At 64.0% G+C, this 26,519-nt stretch carries 27 protein-coding genes; 11 read left to right on the top strand and 16 right to left on the bottom strand.

The features are described 5' to 3' along the window. Window positions 1–12: 12 nt before the first annotated feature. Together CH294_RS04280 and CH294_RS04285 are read right to left on the bottom strand one after the other, a co-directional pair. Entirely contained in the window at window positions 13–1,509 is a 1,497-nt protein-coding gene (locus CH294_RS04280) for an FAD-dependent oxidoreductase (protein WP_032405700.1), read from the bottom strand. Window positions 1,510–1,548: 39 nt separating this feature from the next. Next, entirely contained in the window at window positions 1,549–2,454 is a 906-nt protein-coding gene (locus tag CH294_RS04285) for a diiron oxygenase (protein WP_032405699.1), read from the bottom strand. Between the two features lie 152 nt (window positions 2,455–2,606). Here CH294_RS04285 and CH294_RS04290 point away from each other — a divergent pair, with 152 nt between their 5' ends. From CH294_RS04290 to CH294_RS04325, 8 genes are all read left to right on the top strand, one after another. Then, entirely contained in the window at window positions 2,607–4,130 is a 1,524-nt protein-coding gene (locus tag CH294_RS04290) for an adenylate/guanylate cyclase domain-containing protein (RefSeq protein ID WP_094737086.1), read from the top strand. A 113-nt stretch (window positions 4,131–4,243) separates the two neighbouring features. After that, complete coding sequence (locus tag CH294_RS04295; RefSeq protein ID WP_032405698.1) at window positions 4,244–4,909, top strand: HAD-IA family hydrolase; 666 nt, start codon at window positions 4,244–4,246, stop codon at window positions 4,907–4,909. A 25-nt stretch (window positions 4,910–4,934) separates the two neighbouring features. After that, complete coding sequence (locus CH294_RS04300; protein ID WP_037154066.1) at window positions 4,935–6,146, top strand: sedoheptulose 7-phosphate cyclase; 1,212 nt, start codon at window positions 4,935–4,937, stop codon at window positions 6,144–6,146. Further along, on the top strand, window positions 6,143–6,937 hold the full coding sequence (locus CH294_RS04305; RefSeq protein WP_037154068.1) for a class I SAM-dependent methyltransferase: 795 nt from the start codon (window positions 6,143–6,145) through the stop codon (window positions 6,935–6,937). The genes CH294_RS04300 and CH294_RS04305 overlap by 4 nt, the downstream gene beginning before the upstream one ends. Next, on the top strand, window positions 6,934–8,220 hold the full coding sequence (locus CH294_RS04310) for an ATP-grasp enzyme (RefSeq protein ID WP_094737087.1): 1,287 nt from the start codon (window positions 6,934–6,936) through the stop codon (window positions 8,218–8,220). Before CH294_RS04305 ends, CH294_RS04310 begins: the two co-directional genes overlap by 4 nt. Beyond that, on the top strand, window positions 8,220–9,242 hold the full coding sequence (locus CH294_RS04315) for a D-alanine--D-alanine ligase (RefSeq protein ID WP_094737088.1): 1,023 nt from the start codon (window positions 8,220–8,222) through the stop codon (window positions 9,240–9,242). The genes CH294_RS04310 and CH294_RS04315 overlap by 1 nt, the downstream gene beginning before the upstream one ends. Continuing rightward, a complete protein-coding gene (locus CH294_RS04320) occupies window positions 9,239–9,991 on the top strand; it encodes a TauD/TfdA family dioxygenase (protein ID WP_032405693.1) in 753 nt (250 codons plus the stop codon). The genes CH294_RS04315 and CH294_RS04320 overlap by 4 nt, the downstream gene beginning before the upstream one ends. Before the next feature lie 50 nt (window positions 9,992–10,041). Beyond that, window positions 10,042–10,767 carry a YoaK family protein gene (locus CH294_RS04325; protein WP_052058707.1) on the top strand — a complete coding sequence of 242 codons (726 nt, stop codon included), beginning with the start codon at window positions 10,042–10,044 and terminating at the stop codon, window positions 10,765–10,767. Window positions 10,768–10,781: 14 nt separating this feature from the next. Here the strand turns inward: CH294_RS04325 and CH294_RS04330 are convergent, their stop codons facing one another. Further along, window positions 10,782–11,396, bottom strand: coding sequence for a TetR family transcriptional regulator C-terminal domain-containing protein (locus CH294_RS04330; protein ID WP_052058708.1), 615 nt, complete (start codon window positions 11,394–11,396; stop codon window positions 10,782–10,784). An 80-nt stretch (window positions 11,397–11,476) separates the two neighbouring features. On the opposite strand from CH294_RS04330, the gene CH294_RS04335 reads away from it, so the two are divergent. Then, window positions 11,477–12,409: a hypothetical protein gene (locus tag CH294_RS04335; protein ID WP_249305036.1), complete on the top strand. Its 933-nt coding sequence runs from the start codon at window positions 11,477–11,479 to the stop codon at window positions 12,407–12,409. Here the strand turns inward: CH294_RS04335 and CH294_RS04340 are convergent. From CH294_RS04340 to CH294_RS04350, 3 genes are all read right to left on the bottom strand, one after another. Further along, window positions 12,406–12,981 (bottom strand): hypothetical protein, encoded by a 576-nt coding sequence (locus CH294_RS04340; protein ID WP_032405692.1) that lies wholly within the window; start codon window positions 12,979–12,981, stop codon window positions 12,406–12,408. The two genes, CH294_RS04335 and CH294_RS04340, sit on opposite strands and share 4 nt — an antisense overlap. A gap of 28 nt (window positions 12,982–13,009) precedes the next feature. Further along, the gene (locus CH294_RS04345) at window positions 13,010–13,945 is read right to left on the bottom strand and encodes a pirin family protein (protein ID WP_037154074.1); all 936 of its coding nucleotides are present in this window, start codon (window positions 13,943–13,945) and stop codon (window positions 13,010–13,012) included. Window positions 13,946–14,025: 80 nt separating this feature from the next. Continuing rightward, entirely contained in the window at window positions 14,026–14,367 is a 342-nt protein-coding gene (locus CH294_RS04350) for a GNAT family N-acetyltransferase (RefSeq protein ID WP_037154076.1), read from the bottom strand. A gap of 216 nt (window positions 14,368–14,583) precedes the next feature. On the opposite strand from CH294_RS04350, the gene CH294_RS04355 reads away from it, so the two are divergent. Next, window positions 14,584–15,825: a carboxylate--amine ligase gene (locus CH294_RS04355; protein WP_032405689.1), complete on the top strand. Its 1,242-nt coding sequence runs from the start codon at window positions 14,584–14,586 to the stop codon at window positions 15,823–15,825. A 41-nt stretch (window positions 15,826–15,866) separates the two neighbouring features. Beyond that, complete coding sequence (locus tag CH294_RS04360; RefSeq protein WP_037154078.1) at window positions 15,867–17,870, top strand: hypothetical protein; 2,004 nt, start codon at window positions 15,867–15,869, stop codon at window positions 17,868–17,870. Window positions 17,871–17,988: 118 nt separating this feature from the next. On the opposite strand, the gene CH294_RS04365 is transcribed toward CH294_RS04360, so the two are convergent. The 10 genes from CH294_RS04365 to CH294_RS04410 form a co-directional block, all read right to left on the bottom strand. Further along, the gene (locus tag CH294_RS04365; protein ID WP_037154081.1) at window positions 17,989–18,222 is read right to left on the bottom strand and encodes a DUF2945 domain-containing protein; all 234 of its coding nucleotides are present in this window, start codon (window positions 18,220–18,222) and stop codon (window positions 17,989–17,991) included. Between the two features lie 62 nt (window positions 18,223–18,284). Beyond that, window positions 18,285–19,289: an alpha/beta hydrolase family protein gene (locus CH294_RS04370; RefSeq protein ID WP_249305038.1), complete on the bottom strand. Its 1,005-nt coding sequence runs from the start codon at window positions 19,287–19,289 to the stop codon at window positions 18,285–18,287. A 99-nt stretch (window positions 19,290–19,388) separates the two neighbouring features. Then, a complete protein-coding gene (locus CH294_RS04375) occupies window positions 19,389–20,546 on the bottom strand; it encodes a DUF6596 domain-containing protein (RefSeq protein WP_094737188.1) in 1,158 nt (385 codons plus the stop codon). A gap of 8 nt (window positions 20,547–20,554) precedes the next feature. Next, complete coding sequence (locus CH294_RS04380) at window positions 20,555–20,962, bottom strand: YciI family protein (protein WP_032405986.1); 408 nt, start codon at window positions 20,960–20,962, stop codon at window positions 20,555–20,557. A 95-nt stretch (window positions 20,963–21,057) separates the two neighbouring features. Continuing rightward, window positions 21,058–22,080 (bottom strand): class II fructose-bisphosphate aldolase, encoded by a 1,023-nt coding sequence (fbaA, locus tag CH294_RS04385; protein WP_032405687.1) that lies wholly within the window; start codon window positions 22,078–22,080, stop codon window positions 21,058–21,060. 8 nt (window positions 22,081–22,088) lie between these two features. Beyond that, window positions 22,089–23,114, bottom strand: coding sequence for a LacI family DNA-binding transcriptional regulator (locus CH294_RS04390; protein WP_242640294.1), 1,026 nt, complete (start codon window positions 23,112–23,114; stop codon window positions 22,089–22,091). Window positions 23,115–23,159: 45 nt separating this feature from the next. Next, window positions 23,160–23,810 (bottom strand): nucleoside/nucleotide kinase family protein, encoded by a 651-nt coding sequence (locus CH294_RS04395; RefSeq protein WP_094737089.1) that lies wholly within the window; start codon window positions 23,808–23,810, stop codon window positions 23,160–23,162. Next, window positions 23,800–24,738, bottom strand: a complete 939-nt coding sequence (locus CH294_RS04400) for a PfkB family carbohydrate kinase (protein ID WP_094737090.1) — start codon at window positions 24,736–24,738, stop codon at window positions 23,800–23,802. The genes CH294_RS04395 and CH294_RS04400 overlap by 11 nt, the downstream gene beginning before the upstream one ends. Continuing rightward, a complete protein-coding gene (locus CH294_RS04405; RefSeq protein WP_032376277.1) occupies window positions 24,719–25,501 on the bottom strand; it encodes an ATP-binding cassette domain-containing protein in 783 nt (260 codons plus the stop codon). Before CH294_RS04405 ends, CH294_RS04400 begins: the two co-directional genes overlap by 20 nt. Continuing rightward, a complete protein-coding gene (locus CH294_RS04410) occupies window positions 25,498–26,487 on the bottom strand; it encodes an ABC transporter permease (RefSeq protein ID WP_032376276.1) in 990 nt (329 codons plus the stop codon). Before CH294_RS04410 ends, CH294_RS04405 begins: the two co-directional genes overlap by 4 nt. Window positions 26,488–26,519 lie beyond the last annotated feature (32 nt).

Below are 26,519 nucleotides of genomic sequence, written 5' to 3' on the forward strand. Positions count from 1 at the left end.
AGTTACCGCCGGTCAGCGCGCTCGCGAGACTCGATCACCGAGAGCGGCGCTCACTTTGCCGTACCAGCCGAGCGGACGAGCCGGGCCTCGTGTCGGGACGTCCGCGAGCAAGGCCTCGGCCGTTTCCTCCGCGTCGATCTTGTTGTCGCCGATGCCGCCCGTGGCACCCCGTTTGGCCCATCCGACCACATAGCTGCCCGGAACCGGAGTGCCGTCGGCAGCGGTGATCCGTCCGCCGTCGTTGCGAATGGTGCCGGTGATGTCGTCGAACGGGACGCCCGGCGACGGAGTTCCGCGATAACCGATCGCGAGCAGAACCAGCTCCGTCGACAGAGTGACCGCGTGTTCACCCACCCCCACCTCGATGGACTCCACCGAGCCGTTTCCGTGCAGGGCGGATGGTGCCCGCCCGAACGCGAAGACGATGCGACGCCCTCGAGCACGCGAGCCGAGATCGACGCGCTCGGCCCCGGCCAGCGCCGACGCCGAGGCAGACAGCGGCAATCGATCGATAGCGTCGACAATTCCGTCCGGTCCTGCCACCACCACGTCGACGTCCGGTCGATCGACCAACGCCTTGCACTCGGAACGCGTGAAGGCCGCGAACTCGGGGCCACGGCGCGCGAGAACAACGACCTCGGTGACGCGGTGTCGACGCAATTCGGCCAGTGCATGCGGAGCGATCTCGGTACCGTCGAGCCGGTCCGGGTCTGCGGTGAGGATGCGCGCTGCATCGAGTGCGACGTTCCCGTTTCCGATGACGGTCACCCGCTCGACGCCGGTGAGGTCGATCGCGTCGGCGGGGACGTCGGGATGCCCGGTGTACCAGCCGACCAGGGTGCGTGCGCTGACGGAATTGTCGAGGTCGATACCGGGGATGTCGAGCGCTCGGTCCTTGTCGGCACCGACGGCATAAACGACGGAGTCGAACTTTCGAGCCAACTCGACGTGATCGACGTCCTTACCGACCTCGACGCCGAGCTTCATCGTGACCCGAGGATGCGCGAAGATCCCCCGGAAGTGCTCACTGATGCGGCGGGTGCCGAGGTGATCGGGAGCGACGCCGTAGCGCGCGAGACCACCCGCGGTGTGCAATCGGTCGTAGAACGTGATCCTGGTGCCCGGCACCCGCAACAGGGCTTGCGCCGTGTAGCAGGCGGCCGGTCCGGTCCCGACGATGGCGATGCTGACCGGCGGCAGTTCGTTGACCGTCGACACCGGAAATTTGGGCTCACCCCACTCCGCTACTGCAGGCTTGTCGCGGTAGTAGTCGGCATTGATGTCGGCGTAGATCTGCTGATCCGGCGTCAAGCGGGACACGCGCGTGATCGCGTCCACCGGGCACGCGTCCGCGCAGGCCCCGCAGTCGATGCACGAGCGCGGATCGATGTAGAGCAGCTCGGTCTTGCCGAAATCCGGCTCGTCGGGCGTGGGATGAATGCAGTTGACCGGGCACACCGACAGGCAGGATGCGTCGTTGCAACAGTTCTGCGTGATCGCGAACGGCATGGGTTTCTCAGATGTCCTTCACGGCCTCGAAAAGAGTGGTCAGAGCATGTGCAGACGACGGTAGATCATCTCGGCCGGCTTGGTGACCAAACCGCAGTCGAGGAGAAATGCCATCAGATGCTCGCTCGAGGTGCGCATCATCGTGTGGTGATGAGCGTTGTTCTTCGCTTCTTTCACGGCGCGGTCGACATCGAGGCCCGCAGCCGCGTAGACCTCCTTGTTGACCATGTTCGACACGATCAGGCGGGCAGCGATCGCGACGACCAACGCGCTGGCCTTACGGCGAGCCGGGCTCTTCCCCTCGATGTCTTCACGCATCTGTGCGCGCGCGAAGGTCATGTGTCGCGATTCCTCGACGACGTGGATCTTGCTGGTGGTGCGCACGAGCGGCAACACGTTCTCGCCGCGCATCCAGTCACGCTGCATGACATCGAGAACTTCTTCGGCGACGAGAATGCCGCCGTAGGCCACCTCGGCCGATGCGAGAGCCTTGAAGCCACGGCCGAGCTCGATGCTCGATCGACGCGGCAGGTACGCCTTGATACCCATCTTCTGGCAGGCGCGGGCGAACATGATCGAGTGACGGCATTCGTCGGCGATCTCGGTGAGCGCGAACTGGAAGTCCGAGTTCGAGGAGTCCTTGCAGTACTGATCGCGCAGAACCATCTGCTGCAGGATCATCTCGAACCAGATGCCGGTGCTCATGATCGAGCAGACCTCGTGGCGAGTGAGCGTGATGCGCTGCTCCTCGCTCATCTCGTCCCACAACTTCGTGCCGTAGAGGGTGCTCCACTCCGGGTTGAGGCCGTAGAGGGAGGGATCGAGATCGGCCTCCCAGTCGACCTCCTCGGCCGGGTCGTACGAGAGCTGGGCGGCTGAATCGAGCAAACGCGCCGAAACATCCTCGGGCTCGAGAACGTCGTTCCTGGAGAGTGTGCTGGTCATCGCCGTCGTTCCTTTCATCGTCGAACAGGAGTGGTTAGCTGTTACGGAGATTACCAGGTACTTGCCGACACAGATAGTCACTCGTGCGGAATCGCCCCGATTCTTTTTTCGGGCCCCGGGAGTTCGAGCAACCACAGAACGGAGATTCACCGGTGACCGCAGCTCTACGCGCCGCCCTCGACCGCACCCCGATGCGGCTCTACGCGGCGGGAATGGTGTCGGCCAACGCCATCGGGGCGGTCATCGTGTTCGTGTTGGCGCGGTTCATCCTGCCGTTGCCCGTTGGCTCGGAGGAGATCCTTTCCGACCGGAACTACCTGGCGTTCTTCGTGTATCTGCCGGTCGCGATCGGCATCGGGATCGTGCTCGGACTCCGCGTCGCCAAGCCGCTCGTGCTGTGGCTGCATACCGGCGGTACGCCGTCGGAGGACACCGCGATCGCCATCGTGCGACTGCCGCTGCGTCAGCTCGGTGTCCACGTTCTGCTGTGGGCCCTTGGTGTCGCCGTGTTCGTGGCGGTCAATGCGTCGGCAGGCGCAGCGTTGTCGATCATCGTCGCCATCGCGGTCAGCTTCGGCGGGTTGGCGACCTGCTCGTTGGGCTATCTGGTTGCCGAACGAACGCTCAGGCCGGTCACCGCCGCGGTGATGGACGTCAGTGAGGTCACCGACACGGTCGCGCTCGGCGTCAAGCTGCGTGTCGTCCTCATCTGGGTATTGAGCACGGCCATCCCCATTCTGGGTCTCGGTCTCATCGGGCTCGGCAGATTGATCGACACCGTCATCCCACCCGAGGTCGACCTGTCTCCCGCGATGGTGTCGCTGTCCGCTATCGCCCTGGTCGTCGGATTCGGCGGCATGTTTCTGGTCGGACGCTCCGTATCGGACCCGCTACAGCAGGTCAGCTCCGCCATGCAACGCGTCGAAGCAGGGGCGACGGACACCCGCGTCGACGTCTACGACGCTTCCGAGATCGGCCGTTTGCAGAACGGGTTCAACAAGATGGTGGTCGGTCTCGACGAGCGCGAGCGACTGCGTTCTCTGTTCGGCAGGCACGTGGGCCACGACGTGGCGCAGCGGGCATTGGCGAGTGCTCCACGCCTCGGCGGCGAGAACAGGACGGTCGCCGTGCTGTTCATCGACCTGGTGGGTTCGACGGCGATGGCCGAGCGAGAGTCCGCGGAGGCAGTGGTCGATACTCTCAATCGGTTCTTCGCAGTGGTAGTCGAGCACGGCGAACGTAACGGCGGCTTCGTCAACAAGTTCGAGGGCGATGCCGCATTGCTGATCTTCGGCGCTCCGGTCGATCACCCCGATCCCGCCACGGCGGCACTGCGCACCGCACGCACCCTGGCCGTCGCCCTCGCCTCCGACGGCGGCTTCGAAATCGGCATCGGCGTGACGTACGGGCCGGTCATCGCAGGCAACATCGGAGCCGAATCCCGCTTCGAGTACACCGTCATCGGCGACACCGTCAATCAAGCGGCCCGGCTCACCGATCTCGCGAAAGACGACCCGAACACCGATGTGCTCACGTCGTCGGTCGTGCTCGATCACGCAACCGCGGGTGAGAGGAAGCACTGGAAAACAGGTGGCTCCGTGACGCTGCGTGGACGCTCCACACCGACGGTACTGGCCGCACCCGTCCATCGGCACGGACCGCCCGCCACACCGTAGAAATTCGAAGGTTTCCCGTTCGGTGCCGATGGGGCATACCCCCCGAACCAACTCACCCATCGCGCATGCCGAGACATTGACTGGTACAACGTCTCTCGCTCCGAAAGGCACCCATGTCCGCAATTCTGTTCGGCTCGATCAGCACGCTCGTCGACACATCCGAACTGCAACGTCGCTCGTTCAACGAGGCCTTCGCAGCCCATGATCTGAACTGGAACTGGTCTCGTGAGGACTACCGTTCCATGCTCGGGTCGAACGGTGGTGCCGACCGGATCAGCGAATATGCGTCCGATACGGGCACCGAGGTCGACGCGGCCGCAGTGCACGCCACCAAATCGGAGATCTTCCAACGGTTGATCGGCGAATCCGACGTGAAAACGCGTCCCGGCGTTGCCGATACGATCGACTCCGCCAAGGCGAACGGCATCAAGGTGGGCTTCGTGACCACCACGTCCCGCGACAACATCGATGCATTACTGGCGGCCCTGAGCCCGGAGCTCACCGCCGACTCCTTCGACGTCATCGTCGACGCATCCTCGGTGGACGCAGGCAAGCCCGATCCCGCGTCCTACGAGTTCGCTTTGAAGACGTTGGGCGAGAACGCATCCGACAGTGTGGCCATCGAGGACAACGCCGGCGGCGCGGCGGCGGCAGCAGCCGCAGGCATCACGTGCGTCGCATTCCCGAACGAGAACACTGCAGGCACCGAGTTCGGCTCGGCCACCGACACCGTCGATGCACTCGATCCCGAGCGCGTGCGCGCTCTGATCTCAGCCTGACCCTTCATCCACCCCAGGAGTAATTGTGAGCAATCTTCAGGCCCAGGTAGTTGCCGGGGACAGGTCGTTTCGCGTCGAGGGATACGAGCGCATCGAGTACGACCTGATTTACGTCGACGGTGTGTTCGCCCTCGAGAACACCGAATTGGCCGACAGCTACCGTCCGTACGGACGCGCGCTGATGGTCGTCGACGAGTCGGTCCACGAGATCTACGGGGACCGAATCCGCGCGTACTTCGATCATCACGACATCGCGCTGACGGTGGTCCCGGTACAGATCAGGGAAACCGCGAAGTCGCTGGAGACCTTCGAGCGCATCGTCGGTGAATTCGACGCCTTCGGCCTGGTCCGCACCGAGCCGGTCCTGGTGGTCGGTGGTGGATTGACCACTGACGTAGCAGGTTTCGCATGCGCCAGCTACCGACGCAACACCCCGTACATCCGCATTCCCACCACGTTGATCGGCCTGATCGACGCGAGCGTGTCGATCAAGGTTGCCGTGAACTACGGCAAGCACAAGAACCGGCTCGGTGCGTACCACGCATCACAGAAGGTGCTTCTCGACTTCTCGTTCCTCGGCACGCTGCCCGAGGACCAGGTGCGCAACGGGATGGCGGAGCTGATCAAGATCTCCGTCGTCGGCAACCTGGAAATCTTCGAGATGCTGGAGCAGTACGGCCCGGAACTGCTACGTACTCGCTTCGGCCACCTCGACGGGTCACCCGAATTACGTTCGGTGGCAGATCGATTGACGTACTCGGCCATTGCGACGATGCTCGAGCTCGAGGCTCCCAACCTGCACGAGATCGACCTCGATCGCGTCATCGCCTTCGGCCACACGTGGAGCCCGACACTCGAGCTGACGCCGCCCGCTCCGTTCTTCCACGGTCATGCCATCAATATCGACATGGCACTGTCGACGACCGTCGCCGAACAGAGAGGCCATCTGTCGAGTGCCGACCGTGATCGAGTGCTGGGCGTCATGAGCAGCATCGGACTGGCGCTCGACAGCCCCTACCTGACACCCGAGTTGCTCTCGGAGGCAACGGCATCGATCCTCAAGACCCGTGACGGAATTCTGCGCGCCGCAGTACCCGACCCGATCGGCACCTGCCGTTTCCTCAACGACCTGGATGCGAACGAGCTGGCCGATGTGCTGACCTTGCACAAGAAGATCTGCCTCGACTTTCCACGCGCCGGCGAAGGCCTCGACATGTTCACCGCACCGACGCCGTGACTGCGCAGCCGCGACCGGTCACCCCGACGACAATCCTGGCCCGCGAGCTCGGCGAGATTGCCGCGCTACTCGACGCCGGGGTGACCGACGAGCTGACCACCCGTGTGCATCGGGCCCGCGATCTCGCGGCGGGACTCGACCCGTATCTCGACACCTGCACCACCTCCGAATCTGCGGCTCTGGCCACGTTGGCGTCGCGGACCCGCTCTGCGGACTGGAGATCACGTGACGTGGTCTCCGGTTCCGGGCCCCTGGAGATGGAAATGCTCTCCGGCCATGTGGAGGGACGCTTCCTGGCGTTCCTCGTACACATGACCCGGGCGACGCGGGTGCTCGAGATCGGCATGTTCACCGGTTACTCGGCGCTGGCGATGGCCGAGGCGCTGCCCGCAGGCGGCGAGGTCGTCGCCTGCGAGGTGGATCCGTACGTGGCCGAGTTCGCGCAGTCCTGCTTCGCGGAATCGACTGCAGGATCTGCCATCACGGTGCAGGTGGGTCCTGCGCTCGACACCTTGCGCGGACTGGACGGGACGTTCGACCTGGTGTTCATCGACGCCGACAAGACCGGATATCGCGCCTACGTGGAGTATCTGCTCGAGAGCGATCTGCTCTCCGACGGTGCCGTGATCGCCGTCGACAACACTTTGCTGCAGGGGCAGCCCTACGCTGCACAGCCGAGCGAGAACGGCCGGGCTATCGCCGAATTCAACGACTACGTCGCCGACGACCCTCGCGTGGAACAGGTTCTGATTCCTCTGCGCGACGGCGTGACGCTGATCCGGCGCACATGATCCGCACCGTTGCAGCACTGATCGGCCTCACGGCCACCCTTCCCCTCGATCTTGCGGTGGTGGGGGTGGCGGCGCTGCGCGGTACCCGGCCCGCCACCCATCGAACCCGTTCACCCAGAACGATTCTGATCAGTGGCGGAAAGATGACCAAGGCCCTGCAACTCGCCCGATCCTTCCATCTCGCCGGGCATCGGGTGATCCTGGTGGAGTCGGCGAAGTACCGCTGGACCGGACATCGTTTTTCTCGCGCTGTCGATCGCTTCCATTGCATTCCCGATCCGGGTGATCCGGGATACGCGGAGGCCCTGCTGGACATCGTTCGCCGCGAAGGGGTCGACGTCTTCGTGCCCGTCGCAAGCCCGGCCGCGAGCATTCACGACGCGGACGCACGTACGCTCCTCGATGCGCACTGCGAGGTGATCCACGGCGACGCGGACGTCGTGCGAATGGTGGACGACAAGTCCCGATTCTCCGAGCACGCAGCGTCATTGGGACTGCGTGTTCCCGACTTCCGACGCATCACCGACCCCGCCCAGATCGACGAGTTCGAGTTTGCGCCGGGTCGTGAGTACATCCTCAAGCGAATCTCGTACAACCCGATCGGCCGAATGGATCTGACGCGGTTGTCGGCGCACACGCCCGAGCGCAACTCCTCGTTCGCCCGGAGCCTGCACATCACCGAGGACGACCCGTGGATCCTGCAGGAATTCATCGCCGGACAGGAGTACTGCACACACGGCACGGTGCGCGAAGGTCGCCTTCAGGTGTACGGCTGCTGCGTGTCGTCTGCCTTCCAGGTCAACTACGACATGATCGACAAGCCCGAAATCCTCAGCTGGGTAAACACATTCGTCTCGTCGCTCGATACCACCGGGCAGCTGTCGTTCGACTTCATCGAGTCCGCTGCCGACGGCCGGGTCTACGCCATCGAATGCAACCCGCGCACCCATTCGGCCATCACGATGTTCTACGACCATCCCGATCTGGCCGCGGCGTACCTCGACGACGATCATCCGATGATCGTGCCGCGTCCGACGGCCCGGCCGACGTACTGGATCTACCACGAGCTGTGGCGTCTGCTCACCGAGGGCAATCGAGCACCTCGTCTCCGCACCATTTTTCGCGGCAAGGACGCAATCCTGACCGGCTGGGACCCGCTGCCATACCTGCTGGTGCATCACCTACAGATTCCATCCCTGCTGTTGCGCAATCTCGCGGCGCGTCGCGGCTGGTCTCGTATCGACTTCAACATCGGCAAGCTCGTGGAGAACGGAGGCGACTGATGGCACTGTCGGTCCTGGTACTCGTCGGATCTTCGGTGGACGAGTTCCACTGCGATCTGTCTCGGGTGTACGCGGGGGGCTTCCTCGACGCGCTCGGAGACGATCCCGCGTACGAACTCGAGGTGGCTTTCGTCTCCCCGGGTGGGCTGTGGAGCTTTCCCGGCGGGATCGACTCCGCCACTGTGGCTGCGGCACCGCAGATGTCCTTGGCTCAGGCGGTGGAAGTCATGTCTGCGTGGCACTTCGACGTCATGGTGCCGCAGATGTTCTGCCTGCCCGGCATGACGACCTACCGCAGCCTGTTCGATCTCATGGATGTCCCGTACGTGGGCAACACCCCGGATGTCATGGCCATGACGGCGGACAAAGCGCTGGCCCGTGCCGTCGTCGCTGCTGCCGGAGTCGCCGTCCCGGCCGGCATGGTGGTACGCAGTGGCGGCACAGTCGATCTCGAATTACCCGTCGTAGTCAAGCCCGTCGACTCGGACAACTCGATGGGAGTCACGCTCGTCGAGGACAACGACTCTGTGGCCTCCGCAATCCGCGACGCGCTGGCGTATTCGTCTGCCGCACTGGTGGAATCGTATATCCCGCTAGGACGCGAGGTTCGCTGCGGCATCATCGCGGTGGACGGCGAGCTGGTGTGTCTTCCCCTGGAGGAGTACGCCGTCGACTCCGTGCGCACGAGTGCCGACAAGTTGAATCGGACCGCGGACGGGGATCTGTACCTGGTCGCGAAACAGCAGACCAAAGCGTGGATAGTCGACACCTCTGATCCGATCACCGAGAAGGTCTGGGCGGCAGCACGATCGTGCTATCGAGCGCTCGGCTGCCGGCACTACGGGCTGTTCGATTTCCGCATCGATCCCGACGGGGAACCCTGGTTCCTCGAAGCCGGTCTCTACTGCTCGTACTCACCCTCGAGTGTGCTTGCGGTGATGGCCGCGGCAGCGGACATCACGATCGACCGCCTGTTCGCGCACTCGCTCCGGGAACAGTCGGTGAAGGAGTTGGCATCATGACGCTTGGAATGGAGATTCGCAGTCTGGATCTGGACTCGGCTTCGGTCGACGACATGCGAACGCAGCTGGCCGAATACGGTGTACTGATCCTGCGTGACCAACCGATGGACGACCGACGCTTCATCGAGTTCCTTCGCCGGTTCGGTGATCTCATGTTCACCGAGGGTGAGACTCCGGTCCCGGGATTTCCCGACCTGAATGTCGTCAGCAACATCGGCCGCACCACGCCGCCGAAGTCGACGTTCCACGTCGATACGACGTACGTGCCGAATCCCCCCGCGTACACGGCATTACGAGCTGTGTGCGTACCGACAGCCGGCGGCAGCACACAGTTCAGCGACCAGTACTCGGCGTACGAGACGCTGCCTGCGGCAGTGAAAGAGAACCTGGCGGGGCGTACGGTGACGCATCGGGTGACCGGGGTGGCGTCGGACAGCGATTCCTCTGCCGAGCATCCGTTGTTCGCAGTACATCCGGTGTCCGGCCGCACTGCACTCGCGCTCTCGGCACCGGCCCGATGCGTCGCGATCAGCGGAATGAACTCCGAGGACACGCACGAGACCATCCGGTACCTGTTCGAGCACTCCACTCGAGCGGACAACGTGGTGCAGCACGCGTGGGCTCCTGGCGATCTGGTGATGTGGGACAACCGATGTGTGATGCATCGGGCCGACCACAGCGGGGTGGTCGGAAACAGGGTGATGCACCGCGGAATGATCGCGAATGTGGAGAACACGTCGGTTATGTGACCGACGACTCAAAGAGTTGCTGGTTCGCCCCACGCCCGGAGAATCGAGTCATGACTTCCCCTTTGTCGATCAGCCGCGAAACAGCCGTCGGCGCCGAAGCTCGCCTGTCCTGGATTCTTTCCGGACTCGCGGGGATGGTGGGCGCAGTGGCGTTCTTGCACTCCGCCGGTTATTTCGTGACCTTCATGACCGGCAACACCGAACGCGCTGTCGTCGGCCACTTCGGACACCCGGAGGGCAAAGAGGTTGCGCCAGGCGCTTCGCCGTGGGCTGCACTGGCCTTGATGGGGTCGTTTCTCGCGGGCGTGGTGATCTCCTCGATCTGCAGGCGGCGCTACTGGTCGAACCATCCGCACGGTGCGACTGTGTTGACCACCATCGCACTCGCCGCAGCCGGAACGATCGATATCGCCATCTCCGGTTGGTCGTCCGCAAACGTGAACTTCTACCCGATTCTGTTGGTGGCCTTCGCACTCGGCGCGCTCAATACCGCATTCACGAAGAAGGAAGAGACGTACATTCCGCTCAGCTACGTGACCGGAACGTTGGTCAAACTCGGTCAAGGTATCGAGCGGCATCTGTTCGGGGGCGGGACACACTACGACTGGCTTTGCTACACAGCCCTTCTCGGGTCGTTCGCACTGGGCGGGGTGGTCGGCGCATTCATCGGCGTCGTCATCACCGGGCCGCAGGTCCTGCTCCTCACCGCACTGATCAGCTTCGGCGCGACGATCTTCACGTTCACCCACACCGAGCGAAAGTCACTGCTGGGCTGATGACGCGTGCGGCGCTATTCCGCAATCAGCGCTGACGATCCTACGATCGTTCGCAGCATCTGCTCCACCAGCGACCGGGGCAGGCGTGATCCGATGAGCACCTGTCGCTGAATCAAGCCCTCGATCATCACGACCAGTGTCTCGGCTTCCGCCTGCGGGTCCTCGGAGTCCAGTGACGCAACGATCCACTGGGCGAACGTGACGAATGCGCCGCGCTGAGTATCGAACAACTCGCGCACCTCGCGATCGTGCTGAGCCTCGCCGAGCATGATGGCCCGCGCAATCACCCGCTTGGCTGCGTCGCCCGTTGTCATCGCTTGGATGAAATCCACGATTCGTGTCACCACAACGTCCACGGTCAGGGGTTTCACGTCGACCAGACTGCCGAACGTAGCCCCGGCAATCTCGAAGTCGCGGGCGAACAGTTGCCCCAGCGCCAAGTGCAGCAATCGACTTCTGGTGGGCGCGTGATAGTTCACCGAGCCCGGGCCGAGGCCGGCTGCTTCGTCCACCGCCCGATGCGTCAGCCCACGAAAGCCTTTGGTGGCCAGCACGTCGATCGCCGCTGTTGCGATCTCGTCGCGTCGCCGCACTCTGGATGCGTCGTCCTTGGGAGTGGCAGGACTCATACCGGGCAGTGTACTGACTGGTCGTTGACATGCCCTGAGCCCGCGACTTACTCTCAACACAAGTTGAGCATGGGGGACAAATGAACAGGAAACCGACACGGCGTCAGGTCGTCGTGGGGGCGGCAGTAGCAGTGACCGCAACCGTCCTCGGGACTGCCTCGAGGGCGGTCGCGGCACCGACGGTGGGGTCTGCAGACGAATGCGGTCAGCGTTACCAGGGCTACCGCGACACCGACCGAGACCGGCCGTACGCCCACTACATGGCCGAGCACACGACTCCGGTGCCGACCGTGGTGGCCGATACCTACGCAGGCCCCCCGCTCTCACCCGACGCGGTACCCGGATTCGACTCGATCACAACCGATCTCGCTCCCACCGGGTATTCCAGGGTCGAGACCGGATACGGACAGAGAGCCGACGGGGTGACGTTCGTGGCGGTACGCACGGTGATGCCTCGGGTGACAGCGGCGATGTGGGACTGGTGGTTCGGATGGCATTCCACCGAAGCCGCTCGCTACAAGCTGTGGCATCCCGATGCCCACCTCTACGCCGCTCTCGCGGAGGATCGAACGGCACTCGACATACCCGACAAGGCCAAGTACGTCGGCAACACGACCTTCGTGGACGAGTACGTCGGGCCGAAACTTCAGCAACTGGGCATCGGTTTTCGTGACCCGATTGCGCACGGCTTCGACGTTCCCTCGGATCAGACGATCGTCTTCGGTCGAGTGGGAAGCTCCATCGCACCGGTGGACCTGGGGTGGCTGGCCCATCAGGTCAGACCCGTCGACGGTGGTGCCGAGATGCGCAGCCGCTTCCACCTGAACCTGCGCGGGTTGCACGTACCGGACGTGAAGCAGGCTGCGTGCGCCGTCCGCCGGGGAGCGTCGGTGGATCCGACCGACCTCGTACTCGGGCTCGATCTGGCCCGAGATCTGATGCTGCACTGCGGGCAGGAGATGAACCACCTCGCCGGCTTCCTGCCGGAGCTGTACGCCGAGTTCGGGAGCTAGTGCCCCAGAAACACCTTGGCCAACACGATCAGCGCAGCAACCGTGGCGGTGGCCAGCCCACCGAGAAGAGCACGGAAGGTCAACGGATTGCCGCGAATTCGCTCCGTGACCATCTGAATCGTGGCGATGCGCACCACGATGACACCGCCGGCCAGCAGTTCCGACCACTGCGCCGGAATCACCGACAACCAGCCGAGAGCAAGCATCAGCGCGGGGACGGTGCCGGAACTCAGGATCGGGACGGCATCACGTAGTTCCTCGACGGCCTTGAACTTGCGTTGTTCGTCGGTGGCATTTCCATGCGCCTCGGGTATTTGACTACTGGCCACAAAATCGGCGAACACGTGCGCCAGGAACGTCGTCCCTGCCGTAGCCAGAACCAGGACCGCAGCTGTTCCGTGCTCGATCGAGCCGGGCGTCGACGCCGCGACCGCCGCGAGGATCAGGATGTTTCCGTAGACGTAGGCAGAGAGCCTCCTGGCTGCCCGTGCGGGCTCGAGGGGACCGTCCGCACGGGTCACCAACCGGCGGTACAACCGGGTTCTACGAATACGGGGCTCGGCGTCGGTCATGCAGCAGATCGTTGCACGACCGGGGTGATCATCGGGTGGGCACGCCGAGCCGGCCGGCCTGGTAGTCCTCGAACGCCTGCAACACCTCGGACTTGGTGTTCATGACGAACGGGCCCGCCATCGCAACGGGTTCCCGAATCGGCTTGCCACCGAGAACGAACACCTCCAGCGACTCCCCCACCGCAGACGCGGACATCTCGATCGTGTCGCCGCGGCCGAACAACGCCGTCTGCCCCATCCCGATCGGACGCTTCTCCGCACCCACTGTGCCCTCGCCCGCGAGAACGTAGACGAGTGCATTGAATTCGCGCTCCCACGGCAACGTCAGCGCCGCGCCCGGTGCGATCGTGCTGTGCGAGAGCGCAATCGGAGTATATGTCGAACCCGGCCCCTGCAGACCCGCGATGTCGCCCGCAATGACACGAACCAGCGCACCGCCGTCGGGACTCGATGCCAAGGCCACCTTGCTACCGGTGATGTCCTGATAGCGCGGGTGCGCCATCTTGTTCTCCCGCGGCAGATTGACCCAGAGCTGAACGCCGTGAAACAGCCCACCGGACATCACCAGATGCTCCGGCGGGGCCTCGATGTGCAGAATTCCCCCACCCGCCGTCATCCATTGGGTGTCGCCGCCGCTGATGATGCCGCCGCCACCGTGAGAATCCTTGTGCTCCATGATGCCGTCGATCATGTACGTGACGGTCTCGAATCCGCGGTGCGGATGCCACGGCGTGCCTTTCGGTTCACCGGGCGCGTAGTTCACCTCGCCCATCTGATCCATGTGGATGAACGGGTCGAGGGACGACATGTCCAGTCCGGCAAACGCGCGGCGAACCGGAAAACCCTCGCCTTCGTACCCCGTCGGGGCCGTCGTGACGGACCGGACCGGCCGGGGTACGGCGGTGGCGTCGGGCATGGGGATTCGGGGCAACGCGAGGATGTTGTCGACCGTCACTGCGGGCATGGCTTCCCTTTCGGCAGGGTAGTTGACTCTGCAACTACTGATCGAGCTCAACCTACCGGGGCCCGACGGTATTCCCGCCGTCAGCCCTGCTGGTCGGCCAGCCACTGCCGAATCTCGTCGGTGGGCTGCTCGACGATGTCGTCGAATTCCGAGTGCTTGCCCACGAACGCCTCCACCAAGGGACAGATCGGGACGATGCGTTTGGAGTCCGCCCGGGTGGCGTCGAGTGCCTGCTGCACGAGAATCGTTGCCAGACCACGTCCGCCGTACGCCGCGTCGACCTCGGTGTGGAAGAAGATGCGTCGCGCATCCTCGTCGTCGACGAACTCGGTGAAGCCGACCTGTGTGCCGTCGACCGAGACGGTGAAACGATCTGCCTGCTGCGCGATCTCGACCTCGGCACCGGTTTTGTCGACCGTCATCTCGTGCTCCTCGTTCCTCGATGGCGCGAACCGCACCTGGTTGCTCACGATCGTGCACGATCGGCGGAAATCTGTCGATCGTGGCCGGTACCGAACGCCTCGGTCCGCCGCATTCCCGATCGACAGTCGCATACGGGGGTGCCGACCGGCCGATACTGCCTCTGTACGGTGGAGCGAAGGACCTCGACCGATGAATCATCTAGGGGAAGGAACTTCATGGCTCAGCCAGACAGGCTGGAGAAAGACCCGAACAAGGGTTTCGTGGCCCTGCTGGGGTGGAGTTTGGCCGCGGTGGAAGCACTGGACAAGTTCGATCGGCGCTACGTCGTCGTCGCCCCGGAGTGGGCCGAGGCGTACTGCACCGAGCACGACATTCCGTACCTACCGTGGAACTTCGAGCGACTCAACGATCGCTCACTGGAAATCGCCGAGACCCTGCAGGACAAGGGTGTCGATGTCGCGATTCCGTTGTACGAAGAGACAGTGGAGTGGGCCGGCGCCATCAACTCGGTGTTGCTCGGCAACCCACGCCTGTTCGGTCAGGCAATGCTGTTGCGCGACAAGTCCTTGATGAAGCGCCGCGCTCAGCTCGGCGGCATTCGGGTGGGCATCTTCGAAGAAGCCCACGACCGTGAGGACGTCATTCGATTCCTGAAACGTGTCAACCAGACGCTACTCAAGCTCGACGGCGATCCCAACGACCCGATCCATGTCAAGGCCTTCGACAAGGCCGGTTGCCTCGGCCACCGCGTCATTCGTACCCCTGACGAGGTCGACTCCATTCCCGACGAGGAATTTCCGGCGCTGATGGAATCGCACCTCGACGGCTGGGAGTTCGCCGTCGAAGCATGGATTCACAACGGCAAGATCAAGTTTCTCAACATCTCGGAGTACGTCACCCTCGGATACTCGGTGTTCGTTCCTGCGACACCCGAGCTGGAGAAGTACCGCGAGCAGATCACGGTGCAGATCGAGAAGCTGATCAAGACCTTCGACATCGAGTTCGGCTTCATTCACCCCGAGTACTTCGTCACCAGCGACGGCGAGATGTACTTCGGTGAAGTTGCTTACCGCCCACCGGGTTTCAAGGTCTTTGAGCTGCTCGAGCGGGCCTACGGGTTCAACGCGTACCAGGGCCTCGCATTGGCGTTCGACCCGAAGACCACCGAGGAGGAGATCGACGCCTTCTTCCCGCGCGAGGTCGTCGATGCGACGGGCGTGGCCGGATGCTTCGGCGTCTATCCACGACGACGCGTCGTCAGCCATCTGGAAATTCCGGAGGAGACGGCCGGGCACGATTACTACGAGACCAACGATCTGTCGGCACCCGTCGAGGAAACCGTCACCAAGAGAACAGCGTTCGGCACCCACTGGGGACTGCTGTACTTCTTCGGCGAAGATACCTATGTCATGCGTGACTTGCTGAAACATCAGGAAGAACTGGACTTCTACGTGTGAGGCAACAACTCGGCAACGACCACGAACCCACGACGCAGACGATGAACGACTCTGCACCGGTCGACAAGGCTCCGGTCGACAAGGCTTTGATGTCGAGACTGGCCCAACTCGACCACGCCACCGAGGCGTTGGCCGGTGCACCCGAGTTCAGTAAGAACACCAAGGTGCGGCGGGTTCTCGACGCGCTGCATCGAGTTCTGTTGCAGCCCGGTGGTTGTCATGCAATTCGTGAGCGCGCCGAGATGCTCGAGAATGCGGGGCTCTTCGCGGGCACCGATTGGGCGCAGCCGGACATTCTCGTTCCAGGATTCGTGGGGCCCAGCCTGCGCAGCGGCAACGACGACACCTTCGTGCTCGAGGCGACCAGCGAACTGCGGATGGTCGCGATCGTTGCGGGCGAGTACGAGCATGCTGCGGTCACCGCCGAGGATGCCCGTCGGTTCCTTTCTCAGGTCCTCGCGGTCAATCTCGACGTTCTGTTCACACCCCCGTCCGAGTCGGAGCGAGTTCGCCTCGGTCGTACCGCGCATCTGATCCGTGATCTGTTCGGGTACGTGGCCGGGCAGATCGGCTACGACAGCGTGCTCGACGAGTTGGTCGAGGAAATCTGGCGGATCCTGCGGCAACGCCCGATTCAGGTGGACACCATCAAGGATATGGTCACTCGCATCGCGATCTATCGCGACGACCCGACCGTCGACCTCGGCACCTCCGGGCAAGGCCTGGACCGCTTGATCACGGCCCTGTTCGGCACCACCGATGCGTGCCGGGAGGATCCGGGCGTGGAGGTGTACCGGTCGCGGCTCGAGGCGATGGACGTCGAGGCGCTGCAGTTCGAGGCCCGCGGATTCGCGCGAGCGATGCACGACACCGGACTCGTCTCGCCGTACCACGCGACGTTGACGCAGTACCTCGTCGATCACTACTCGTACGTTCTCCCCGAGGCGTTGGGACTGTCGGATACCGGTCGCACGTGTCTGACGCGCTATCCGGAACTGGTCCATCGCCTCATCGAGGAGACGGTGTACCCCGAGACCGCGCAGTGCCTGTACGGATTGGCACTGCTGCTCGATCGCGGGATTCTGCATCAACCGCCGATCGTGCCGTCGTTGTGGCGGCAGATGTCGCTGAAACTCGCACCCGCAGTGCAGGACAAGTTGAACACCACGTTCGGGCCGGTCCCGGCACCGGAGTCCCGCTTGCTGGGTGGACTGTTGTCGATGCTCGGGCAACCGCTCGGCGTCGGTCAGGGCGACAACCCGACGTGCCAGTCGGCGCGGGCACTGTCGATGTGGGCCTACAACGATCCCGACTACCTCCTGCAGATGGTGGTGTGGGCGGCGCGTGACGAGGAAATAGTCATGCACTTCGAGGGGCAATCGATCTCGTCGACCGAGAGCGCCAGTGGAGTCGCCACATCGGACCCGGTGGATCTCGATCCGGTGTCACTGCTGCTGGTTCCGCACCTCGACCGCATCTACGCCGAGATGGTCAGGCGCTGCGCCGATCGCCCCGGCGATCCGCACCGCTGGGTCAACCCGGAGTTCCACGGGTGGTGGTCGGCTCGCGAGTTCCACATCGACGTCGACGTGGCCACCGGAAACATCGTCGACCTGGACGCATTCCTGCGGCAGTTCTACGCGGCGTATCACCCCGAGTACAACGGGCATCAGCCGCTGATTCATCCGCAGCCCGCCGGTGTGGCCGTAACCGACAGTGCTGCACGGTATGTGGGGTGGCACGCCATCACCATCCTGCGCGTGACCACCGACCCCGACGGCGTCATGCGGGTCTATTTCTTCAACCCGAACAACGACAGCGGGCAGGACTGGGGAGACGGCGTCGTGGTGGGAACGGCGGGCAACGGCGAACGCGCAGGCGAAGGCTCGCTGCCGTTCGACCAGTTCGCCTCACGCTTGTACATTTTTCATACCGATCCGCTCGAGAACGGCGAACCGGAGAGAATCCCCGCCGAGGACATCGATCGGATACGCGGCTACATCGAACGAAGTTGGGGCGCAGAACGATCGGTGCCCCAGGCCTGAGTACTGCACTGCGCCATCGAGATCCGCAAACGCGCGCGCGTTTGCCAAACGCGCGCGAAACAGGCCGCGAATCCGCGCGCACTTGACGAATGCGCGCGCGTTTGCGCCTCGTGGTCGCTCAGTTCTTCTTGTCGAGCGATTCCGGCTTGTGTACTGCATCCTTGCCCGACTTGTCGCTCTCGACCCGGTATTGAGGTTCGTCCTTCGAGGCCTTCACGGTTCTGCCTGCGGCTTCGGTCTCGGAGGTGATCTTCTCCACCACCGTTCCCTCGGTCGTGGTTCCGTGGGTCTGCCATTCGACCTTGTCGCCCTTGTGTAGTTCCTTGTCACTGTTCAAGTCGTCTTTCGCCATGTTCGGGCGGTCCCTTCGTCGGTGATGTCCATCGACGCGTACCCGCGAGAGTCTCGGCGCAATCACCTGGTTCCCAGAGCGGGTGCCAGCGTGGTGAACCAGGCTTCGCGTAGCTGATCCTCGAACAGCGGCCATGTGTGTGCGCCCTCGTCGCGCAGGGAGACCGTGGCCGGCACATCGGCCTGGCGCAGTGCGTCGACGAAGATCGACGTGCAGTAGTTCACCATCGCCTCGACCGCCATTCCGCCGAACGGGGGAATCGCACCCTCGGGGATCCGGTCCACCGGTCCGGGAAGTCCGCGGGACGAGCTGACGTACACCGCGGTTCCGCGCAGTCGTTCGACGTTGAGCGATGGATCGTGGTCGCGCCATCCCTGGCTTCCGGGCAGACCCCACATGTTGAACGGGTTGTTGAGACCGCCGGCGATCATCGCCGAGATACCAGCGGTGGCAAGCGGATTCGACGGTGCCGGACATCCGCTGAACGACGCGGCGGCGTCGAACACATCCGGGGCCTGGATCGCCAGATCCAGTGCGGGGCCACCGCTCATCGACAGTCCTGCCACACCGCGCCGACCGTTGGATCCGTAGGCGGCGTCGACGGCAGCAGGCAGTTCGCGAGTCAGGTAGGTCTGCCACATGTTGGAGCCCAGTACCGGATCGGATGTCTGCCAATCGGTATAGAAGCTGAAGCGACCTCCGATGGGTGCTACGACCGTGACGTTCTTGTCGAGAAAGAACTGTTCGACGCCGGAGTTGTTGAGCCACCCCACACCGTCTTCGTTGCCGAGTGCACCGTTGAGCAGGATCAGGCTCGGGGCAGGTCCGCCTCCCGGCGAATGCAGAATCTCGTTGGAGATGACGCGATTCATGGACGGGGAGAACACGTTCAGCACTGCACGGGTGGCCGACACCTGATGGATCCCAACGGCTCCCGCGGCCGCGTCGGCCGATCCCGAGTTGCCCGGCAGGGCCTGGGCCGACGTTCCGGTCAGCAACATCGATCCCAGCACGGCGGCCGTCACCACCGCAGCGGATCGAGTTCGCTTCTTTCTCTTCAGTCCCATTGGCAACATCAGCACCATACGAGGGTCGCACGGATTCCGCTTTCTACCGCTAACGATCAGATTACGAAACCGATCGGTTCGTACGCTTGGTCGATGACGTCACGGAGTCACACCACGGATCCGTGCGGCCTGCAGAGTCAGATGGTGGCGCTCGGCCAACGAAGGAGCCGACTGCGCTGCGCGGGCGTACAACTGCGCGGCCTGCGTGAGGTCACCCGCCTTCTCGTGCAGATGCGCGGCCGCCGCAGTGTGCCTCGGGATCGTGGAATCGACCTCGGCCAGCGCCGCGAGCCCGGCGGCGGGGCCGTCCGCTTCCCCGACGGCCACCGCGCGGTTGAGCTGCACGACGGGGCTGTCGGTGAGGGCGACCAACTCGTCGTACCACTCGACGATCTGCACCCAGTCGGTCTCCTCGACTCGCATCGCGTCGGCGTGCAGGGCGGCGATCGCCGCCTGGGCCTGGAACTCACCCAACCGATCTCGGGCCAGCGCCGCCTGCAGAATTTGCACGCCCTCGGCGATCAGTGCTGTGTCCCAACGGGATCGGTCCTGTTCGGCCAAGGGGATGAGTCGACCGTCGGATCCGGTTCTCGCCGAACGGCGCGCGTGGTGCAGCACCATCAGCGCCAACAGACCCGCCGTTTCCTCGTCGTCGGACAGTGTCGCCAGCTGCCGCGTCAACCGAATCGCCTCCGCCGCAAGGTCGACATCTCCGGTGTACCCCTCGTTGAACACGAGATACAGCACCCGTCGTACCGTGCTCAGGTCGCCCGGCGCGTCGAAACGCACATCACGCACCGCACGTTTCGCTCGGCTGATGCGCTGCGCCATGGTCTTTTCCGGCACCAGATACGCCTGGGCGATCTGGCGTGTCGTCAGTCCACCGACGGCGCGCAGGGTCAGCGCCACCGCTGCCGCCGGAGTCAGCGCAGGATGCGCACACAGGAAGAACAACTGCAGCGTGTCGTCGACGCCGCCCACGCTCTCCGGTCCCGGCTGTGCCGCCAGTCGGTCTTCTCGATCGCGACGCGCCTTCTCCGAGCGCTGTCCATCGAGGAATTTTCGCCAGGCGACGGTGACGAGCCAGCCCTTCGGGTCCGTCGGCGCGTCACCTGCCCCGGTCGAGAGTGCCCACGTCGAGGTCGCCTGCACCAACGCCTCCTGCACGGCGTCCTCGGCCGACGCGAAGTCCGCTCCGCGGTGGACGAGGACGCCGATCACTGCGGGCGTCAGTGCCCGCAGCACTCCGGGATCCATGATGGTCGTCAGTCGGCGATCGTGGGAGGAGCCTCCATGAACGGACGCAGCTCGAGCCATTCGTCGATCGGCTTCCCACCGGCACCGGGCGCTGCCGACAGCTGCCCGGCCAGCTCGAGCGCGCGATCGTAGGAGTCGACGTCGATCACCATCCAGCCTGCGATGAGGTCCTTGGTCTCCGCGAACGGACCGTCGGTGACCGGAGGTTTCCCTTCGCCGTCCGAGCGCACCCACGTTCCCTCGGGGGCCACGGCCTGCGCGTCGACGAACTCGCCGGTCTTCTCGAGCTCGGCGGCGAAATCTCGCATGAACTGAATGTGGTCGTGCACTTCGGCCGGGGTCCACCGGTCCATCGGGATCCAGTCGGCAGGCTCGGGGGCTCCGCGGTAATGCTTGAGCATGAGGTACTTGGCCATGATGTCTCCTAGCGTCGGATGCAGCCATTCTTTCTGCATTCGACCCTGGGACGTAACCGGTCCGCAGAATTCGACATGTTCGAGAAAAATTGTTCTCAGCGCATCGTGCGGCCTGCCGAGCCGAGCATCTGCGTCGCCTCGACCACTCTCGCCGCCATCGCAGTCTCGGCCGGCTTGCCCCACGATCGGGGGTCGTAGGCCTTCTTGTTGCCGTACTCGCCGTCGACCTTGAGGACCTGGTCGTACTTGCTCAACATGTGCCCTGCGATGGATCGGGTGAAGGCGTATTGGGTGTCGGTGTCGATGTTCATCTTGATCACCCCACTCGCCACCGCGGAGGCGATGTCTTCTGCACTGGATCCCGATCCACCGTGGAACACCAGATCGAACGGGTTGTCCTTACCGGTCTCGGCTCCGACGACAGCCTGGATCTCGGCGAGAATTTCTGGGCGGAGGTGTACCGAGTCAGGGTTGTAGACGCCGTGCACGTTGCCGAAGGTCAGGGCCGTCATGTATCGACCGCGCTCCCCTGCGCCGAGCGCGGCGATCGTGGCCCGAGCATCGTCGACAGTCGAGTACAACTGTTCGTTGATCTCGTGTGAGACGCCGTCCTCTTCGCCTCCGATGACGCCCACTTCGATTTCGAGGATCGTGTTGGCCTGCACCGACAGATCGAGCAATTCTCGAGCGACACGCAGGTTCTCGTCGAGCGGCACCGCCGAACCGTCCCACATGTGCGATTGGTACAGCGGGTCGAGTCCGCGTCCGCGTCGGTCGATCGCGTCGGCCAGCAGTGGCCGCACCCAGTCGTCCAGATTCTCGGCGGGGCAGTGATCGGTGTGCAGCGCAACCGAGATCGAATAGTGTTGCGCCACTTCGTGGGCGTACTGGGCGAGCGCCTTGGAACCGGCGAAACGGTTCTGCACGGCGTTGCCGGAGAGGTACAGAGCGGTGCCGACCGACACCTGGATGATGCCATCGCTCTCGGCCTCGGCGAAGCCCTGCAGCGCTGCATTGAGCGTCTGCGAGCCGGTGACATTGATCGACGGGTAGGCGAACCCGCCCTCCTTCGCACGGTCGAGCATGGCCGCGTACTGATCCGGACTGGCAATGGGCATGAGCTGTCCTATCTTTCGGGTGCGGCCGGTATTCCGGCCGAGGTTGCGGCGCAGCCGCAGGAATTGCGATGGTTGAACGTGGTCGGCACTCGGATCGACCGAGGCGTCTCGTCCCGCCCCTCGATGCGATTCAGCAACAGGTCGGCTGCGGTTCTTCCTATCGTCTGTACGTCCTGAGCAGCGGCTGTCAGGCGAGGCTCGAACAGATCGGACCATTCGAAATCGTCGTAGCATACGAACGCGAGATCCTGCGGAATCGACAAGCCAAGGGCACGAACGGCTTTGAGTGAACCGATCGTCATCGAGTTGTTCATCGACACCAGTGCCGAAGGCCGGTTCGAGCTCGACATCAGTGCACGTACGTGCATCTCGGCCACCTCGACGTTGGACCTACCATCGAGGATGAGCCCAGGATCTAGGTCGACTCCCCGATCGGCGAGCGCGCGGGCATAACCGTCGAACCGTTCGTTCGTGGAGGAGATTCCTTCGATTCCGCGGACGATCGCGATGCGACGATGGCCTGCATCGAGGAGGTGGGCGGTGAGCTCGTAGGCCGAGGCGTCGTTCTCCGGACCCACCTGATCGCACGGAAGATCGAGCATCCGGTCGATCAACACCAGAGGGGTACCACTACGCACGATCTCCGGAATGGTCGTCGACTCCGATCCTGCTGCGGGAGCGAGGATCATGCCGTCGACCTGACGGTCCAGCAGGGAATCGGTCACTCGCCGCTCGGACAACGGCTCGTCGTGCGAATCACCGAGAATCAACACGTATCCGGCCTCGGACAGTCGTTGCTCGACGGCGTGTACCAAGCTGCCGAAATAGGGATTGGTCAAGGCGGCGATCGAGAGCCCTACCGTATTGGTTCGGCCCGCGGCGAGCGAGCGGGCAACGACGTTGCGTCGGTAGCCGATCTCGACAATTGCCGCGTCGACGCGTTGGCGGGTGGTCGGGTTGACGTTACGGGTGCCATTGAGAACGTGCGAGACAGTCGACACCGACACTCCTGCTATGCGGGCGACATCGTCCATCGTGGGCACGTCAATCGGCCCAGCGCTGTCGGGTCCGCGAAACCGTCATGTCAGACGCAGAATTCGATCGGCGCGGCCTGCGGTCGACCCGATCAGTTCCGCATTCCGTTCGTCCGAGCCCAGTGCCCAGAACTCCGCGTCCTCGTGCGACTTTCCGTAGGCCTCGTGCCGAGCTACCAGGCGCTCGTGCCGAACCCTTGTGTGCGGAGCCAGAAACCAGACCTCGTCGATCATCGACCGCGCAGCAGGCCACGCGTCGGACTCCATCAGCAGATAGTTGCCCTCGGTGACCACCAGCGGAACAGTCGACGGAACCGGGATGGCCGAACCGATGGACTCCTCGATCTCGCGCCTGAACCTCGGTGCGTACACGATGGGGTCACCGGGTTGCTGGTCGTGAATCGCCGCGATCAGTCGTGCGTATCCACCGTCGTCGAACGTGTCGTGTGCACCTTTGCGGTCGAGCCGGCCCAGGTCGATCAACACCTCGTTGGCCAGATGGAACCCGTCCATCGGAACCAGTACCGCGCGCTCCGGCCCGAGCGCGTCGACGAGTTGCTGCGCCACCGTGGACTTTCCGGCACCGGGCGCGCCGGTCAGGCCGAGTATGCGCCGTTCTCCGGCGACGGCGAGTCGCCCGGCCAGCTCCACGAGCTCTCCGAGTGTCGCTCTCTGTACGTCCTGATCAGTGCTCACCGTTGTCGCTTTCGAGTCCGTCGGTAGTGAAGTGTGTCAGCGGAAGTTCGTGTAGCCATGCTCGGGGTCCGACCACCGAACAGCGCAGTGCCGCAACGCGAGCCGACCTGTCGATGCGCTCGGCCAGAGAGCCCGACTGCGTCGAGTAGTAGGCATATGCGCCGTGGAAAGCATCTCCGGCACCCACGGTGTCGACCGCTGTCACCGGCTCCACATCGACCGAGCCGGACGACCCCTCGGCCCACCATTCGACGGGCTCGCTGCCGTGGGTGGTGACGACGGTATGCACGCCCGCTCCGACGAGTGCCGCTGCAGTGGTAGCCGTGTCGGAGTTGCCGGGGGTGCGAAAGTCCGCCGAGCACACCATGTCCGTGGCATGCGGGATCAGCTCGCTCATCACCGGCTTCCACCGACCGGCGTCGACGACCAGGGTGGTAACCCGCGCCGCCGCATGTTCCGCGGCGGCGCGGGCGATCAAGGGGTGGTGCCCGTCGACGAGGACGACATCGGCACCGGCCACTACCGTCTCGAGATCCTCGGGCGGTGGAACTTCGGAATGCACGGCGTCCGCCGAGACGACCGACCGGTCGCCGGTCGATTCGATCACCGTCACGGCCGAGACGGGCACCGACCTGCTGGTGCCGAGGGCCGCGTCGAGCACGCGGACGCCGAAGGCGGCCAGATCGGCTTTGACCAGCTCGGCCACCGGGTCGTCGCCGAGTGCGGTGACGAGCACGGCCGTGCCGCCGAGCGCGGCGAAGGTGACGGCCGCGTTGGCGGCCGGCCCTCCCGCCGCGACGAACTGCGCACTGGACGTGATCTTCTCGTTCGGTGCCGGAGCGGCCGACACTCGATGGATGACGTCGAGTGTGGCCAGTCCAACGAAAACTCCTACCGGAGAATCCCTTTCAGACGCCTGCGCGTTCATCGTCGGTCGGCTCCTCCGCACCGGTCATCAGCGCAACGACCTCGGACATGGTGCGGTTCTTCGGATCGACGACGCCCGCGCGCTTGCCGAGGCGGTGAATGTGAATCCGATCGGCAACCTCGAACACGTGCGGCATGTCGTGGCTGATGAGCACCACCGGTATGCCGCGGTCGCGAATGGTTCGGATCAGATCGATCACCATGCCCGATTCCCGCACGCCGAGCGCGGCCGTCGGCTCGTCCATGATGATCACTCCGCGTCCGAACGCCGCTGCCCGGGCAACTGCCACGCCCTGACGCTGACCACCGGAGAGGGTCTCGACTGCCTGATTGACCGACTTGATACCGATCTTCAGATCCTGCAGATGCTTCGACGACTCCTCCCGCATCCTCGGCATGTCCAGACGCCGAAAGAGGCTGCCGCTGATGCCCTTACGCTTGATTTCGCGTCCCAGATAGACGTTCGAGGCGATGTCGAGCGCCGGAATGACGGCCAGGTCCTGATAGACCGTCTCGATGCCGGCCGCTCGCGCGTCACGCGTGTTCTTGAACGACACCGGCGATCCGTTCATCAGGATCTCACCCGAATCCGGAATGACAGCCCCGGCCAAAGCCTTGATGAGACTGGACTTTCCGGCACCGTTGTCGCCGATCACCGCCAACACCTCACCGGCCCGCAACTCGAAATCTGCACCGTTGATGGCCGTCACGCTGCCGTAGGTCTTGACCAGACCACGCGCTTCCAGAGCGAGGGGGGCATTCACTGTGACCTCCTACGTGCGAATTGATCGACGGCCACCGCGACGATGACGAGAATGCCGGTCGCGACGTTCTGGTACAGGCTGTCGACGCCTGCCTGCGTGAGCCCGTTGCGCAGCACACCGACGATCAGAGTTCCGATGAGAGTCCCGATGACTGTCCCGCGGCCACCGAACAGGCTGGTTCCACCGATGACAACCGCGGTGATCGTTTCGAGGTTGGCGTTCTGATAGGCGTTCGGATCGGCGTTGGGGATCCGTCCGAGCGCTGCCCATGCCGCGATCGCCGCGATGACACCCGTGACGATGTAGACCGAGAACAGCACACGTCCGGACTTGATGCCGGAGCGGTCCGAAGCCTGCGGGCTACCGCCGACTGCGTAAATGTGCCTACCCCAGGATGTTTGGGACAGGGCGTACCACATCACTGCGTACACGAGCAGCATCACGACCACGCCGTAGGTGGTGGAGAAACTGCCGATCTTGAACGAGGTACCCAGCAGCGTCAGTGGTCCGCTCGGCACCTGGTAGGTCTCGGAGCCGGCCAGCAACCTGGTGGCTGCTTGGATCGCGGTGAACGTGCCGAGCGTGACGATGAACGGTGGCAACCGCAGCATCGTCACCAATCCGCCGTTGATCGCGCCGAACGCAACGCACACGGCGAGCGTCGAACCCAACGCTACGACCGGTCCGTTCGCCCCGGCCGACTGTGCCATCACGATGGTTCCCATCACCGCGACCGCACCGATCGACAGATCGATACCGGACGTGAGGATGATCAGGGTCTGGCCGACGGCGAGAATGCCGACGACCACAGACTGCTGGAGAATCAGAGAGACGTTCTGCGGGTTGAGGAACGAGCTCGAAATCGAGCTGAACACGATGATGGCAATGACGAGTGCGGCCAGTGGCCCGAGCAGCGGTTCACGCAGGATGGTGCCCACGTTGAACCGGCTCGGTGCCTTGGGAGGCGCAGCGGTATCGGTACTCACGAATCAGATCCCTGTGTTCGCCGGTACTTCGC

Source organism: Rhodococcus sp. 14-2483-1-1 (assembly GCF_002259335.1).
Taxonomy (GTDB): domain Bacteria; phylum Actinomycetota; class Actinomycetes; order Mycobacteriales; family Mycobacteriaceae; genus Rhodococcoides.

Bases quoted from the DNA above. Each gene is read 5' to 3' on its own strand.
- CH294_RS04280 (WP_032405700.1), bottom strand. From the start codon at position 1,509: ATGCCGTTCGCGATCACGCAGAACTGTTGCAACGACGCATCCTGCCTG.
- CH294_RS04285 (WP_032405699.1), bottom strand. From the start codon at position 2,454: ATGACCAGCACACTCTCCAGGAACGACGTTCTCGAGCCCGAGGATGTT.
- CH294_RS04295 (WP_032405698.1), top strand. From the start codon at position 4,244: ATGTCCGCAATTCTGTTCGGCTCGATCAGCACGCTCGTCGACACATCC.
- CH294_RS04310 (WP_094737087.1), top strand. From the start codon at position 6,934: ATGATCCGCACCGTTGCAGCACTGATCGGCCTCACGGCCACCCTTCCC.
- CH294_RS04315 (WP_094737088.1), top strand. From the start codon at position 8,220: ATGGCACTGTCGGTCCTGGTACTCGTCGGATCTTCGGTGGACGAGTTC.
- CH294_RS04320 (WP_032405693.1), top strand. From the start codon at position 9,239: ATGACGCTTGGAATGGAGATTCGCAGTCTGGATCTGGACTCGGCTTCG.
- CH294_RS04325 (WP_052058707.1), top strand. From the start codon at position 10,042: ATGACTTCCCCTTTGTCGATCAGCCGCGAAACAGCCGTCGGCGCCGAA.
- CH294_RS04330 (WP_052058708.1), bottom strand. From the start codon at position 11,396: ATGAGTCCTGCCACTCCCAAGGACGACGCATCCAGAGTGCGGCGACGC.
- CH294_RS04335 (WP_249305036.1), top strand. From the start codon at position 11,477: ATGAACAGGAAACCGACACGGCGTCAGGTCGTCGTGGGGGCGGCAGTA.
- CH294_RS04340 (WP_032405692.1), bottom strand. From the start codon at position 12,981: ATGACCGACGCCGAGCCCCGTATTCGTAGAACCCGGTTGTACCGCCGG.
- CH294_RS04345 (WP_037154074.1), bottom strand. From the start codon at position 13,945: ATGCCCGCAGTGACGGTCGACAACATCCTCGCGTTGCCCCGAATCCCC.
- CH294_RS04350 (WP_037154076.1), bottom strand. From the start codon at position 14,367: ATGACGGTCGACAAAACCGGTGCCGAGGTCGAGATCGCGCAGCAGGCA.
- CH294_RS04355 (WP_032405689.1), top strand. From the start codon at position 14,584: ATGGCTCAGCCAGACAGGCTGGAGAAAGACCCGAACAAGGGTTTCGTG.
- CH294_RS04360 (WP_037154078.1), top strand. From the start codon at position 15,867: ATGAACGACTCTGCACCGGTCGACAAGGCTCCGGTCGACAAGGCTTTG.
- CH294_RS04365 (WP_037154081.1), bottom strand. From the start codon at position 18,222: ATGGCGAAAGACGACTTGAACAGTGACAAGGAACTACACAAGGGCGAC.
- CH294_RS04370 (WP_249305038.1), bottom strand. From the start codon at position 19,289: ATGGGACTGAAGAGAAAGAAGCGAACTCGATCCGCTGCGGTGGTGACG.
- CH294_RS04375 (WP_094737188.1), bottom strand. From the start codon at position 20,546: ATGGATCCCGGAGTGCTGCGGGCACTGACGCCCGCAGTGATCGGCGTC.
- CH294_RS04380 (WP_032405986.1), bottom strand. From the start codon at position 20,962: ATGGCCAAGTACCTCATGCTCAAGCATTACCGCGGAGCCCCCGAGCCT.
- fbaA (WP_032405687.1), bottom strand. From the start codon at position 22,080: ATGCCCATTGCCAGTCCGGATCAGTACGCGGCCATGCTCGACCGTGCG.
- CH294_RS04390 (WP_242640294.1), bottom strand. From the start codon at position 23,114: ATGGACGATGTCGCCCGCATAGCAGGAGTGTCGGTGTCGACTGTCTCG.
- CH294_RS04400 (WP_094737090.1), bottom strand. From the start codon at position 24,738: ATGAACGCGCAGGCGTCTGAAAGGGATTCTCCGGTAGGAGTTTTCGTT.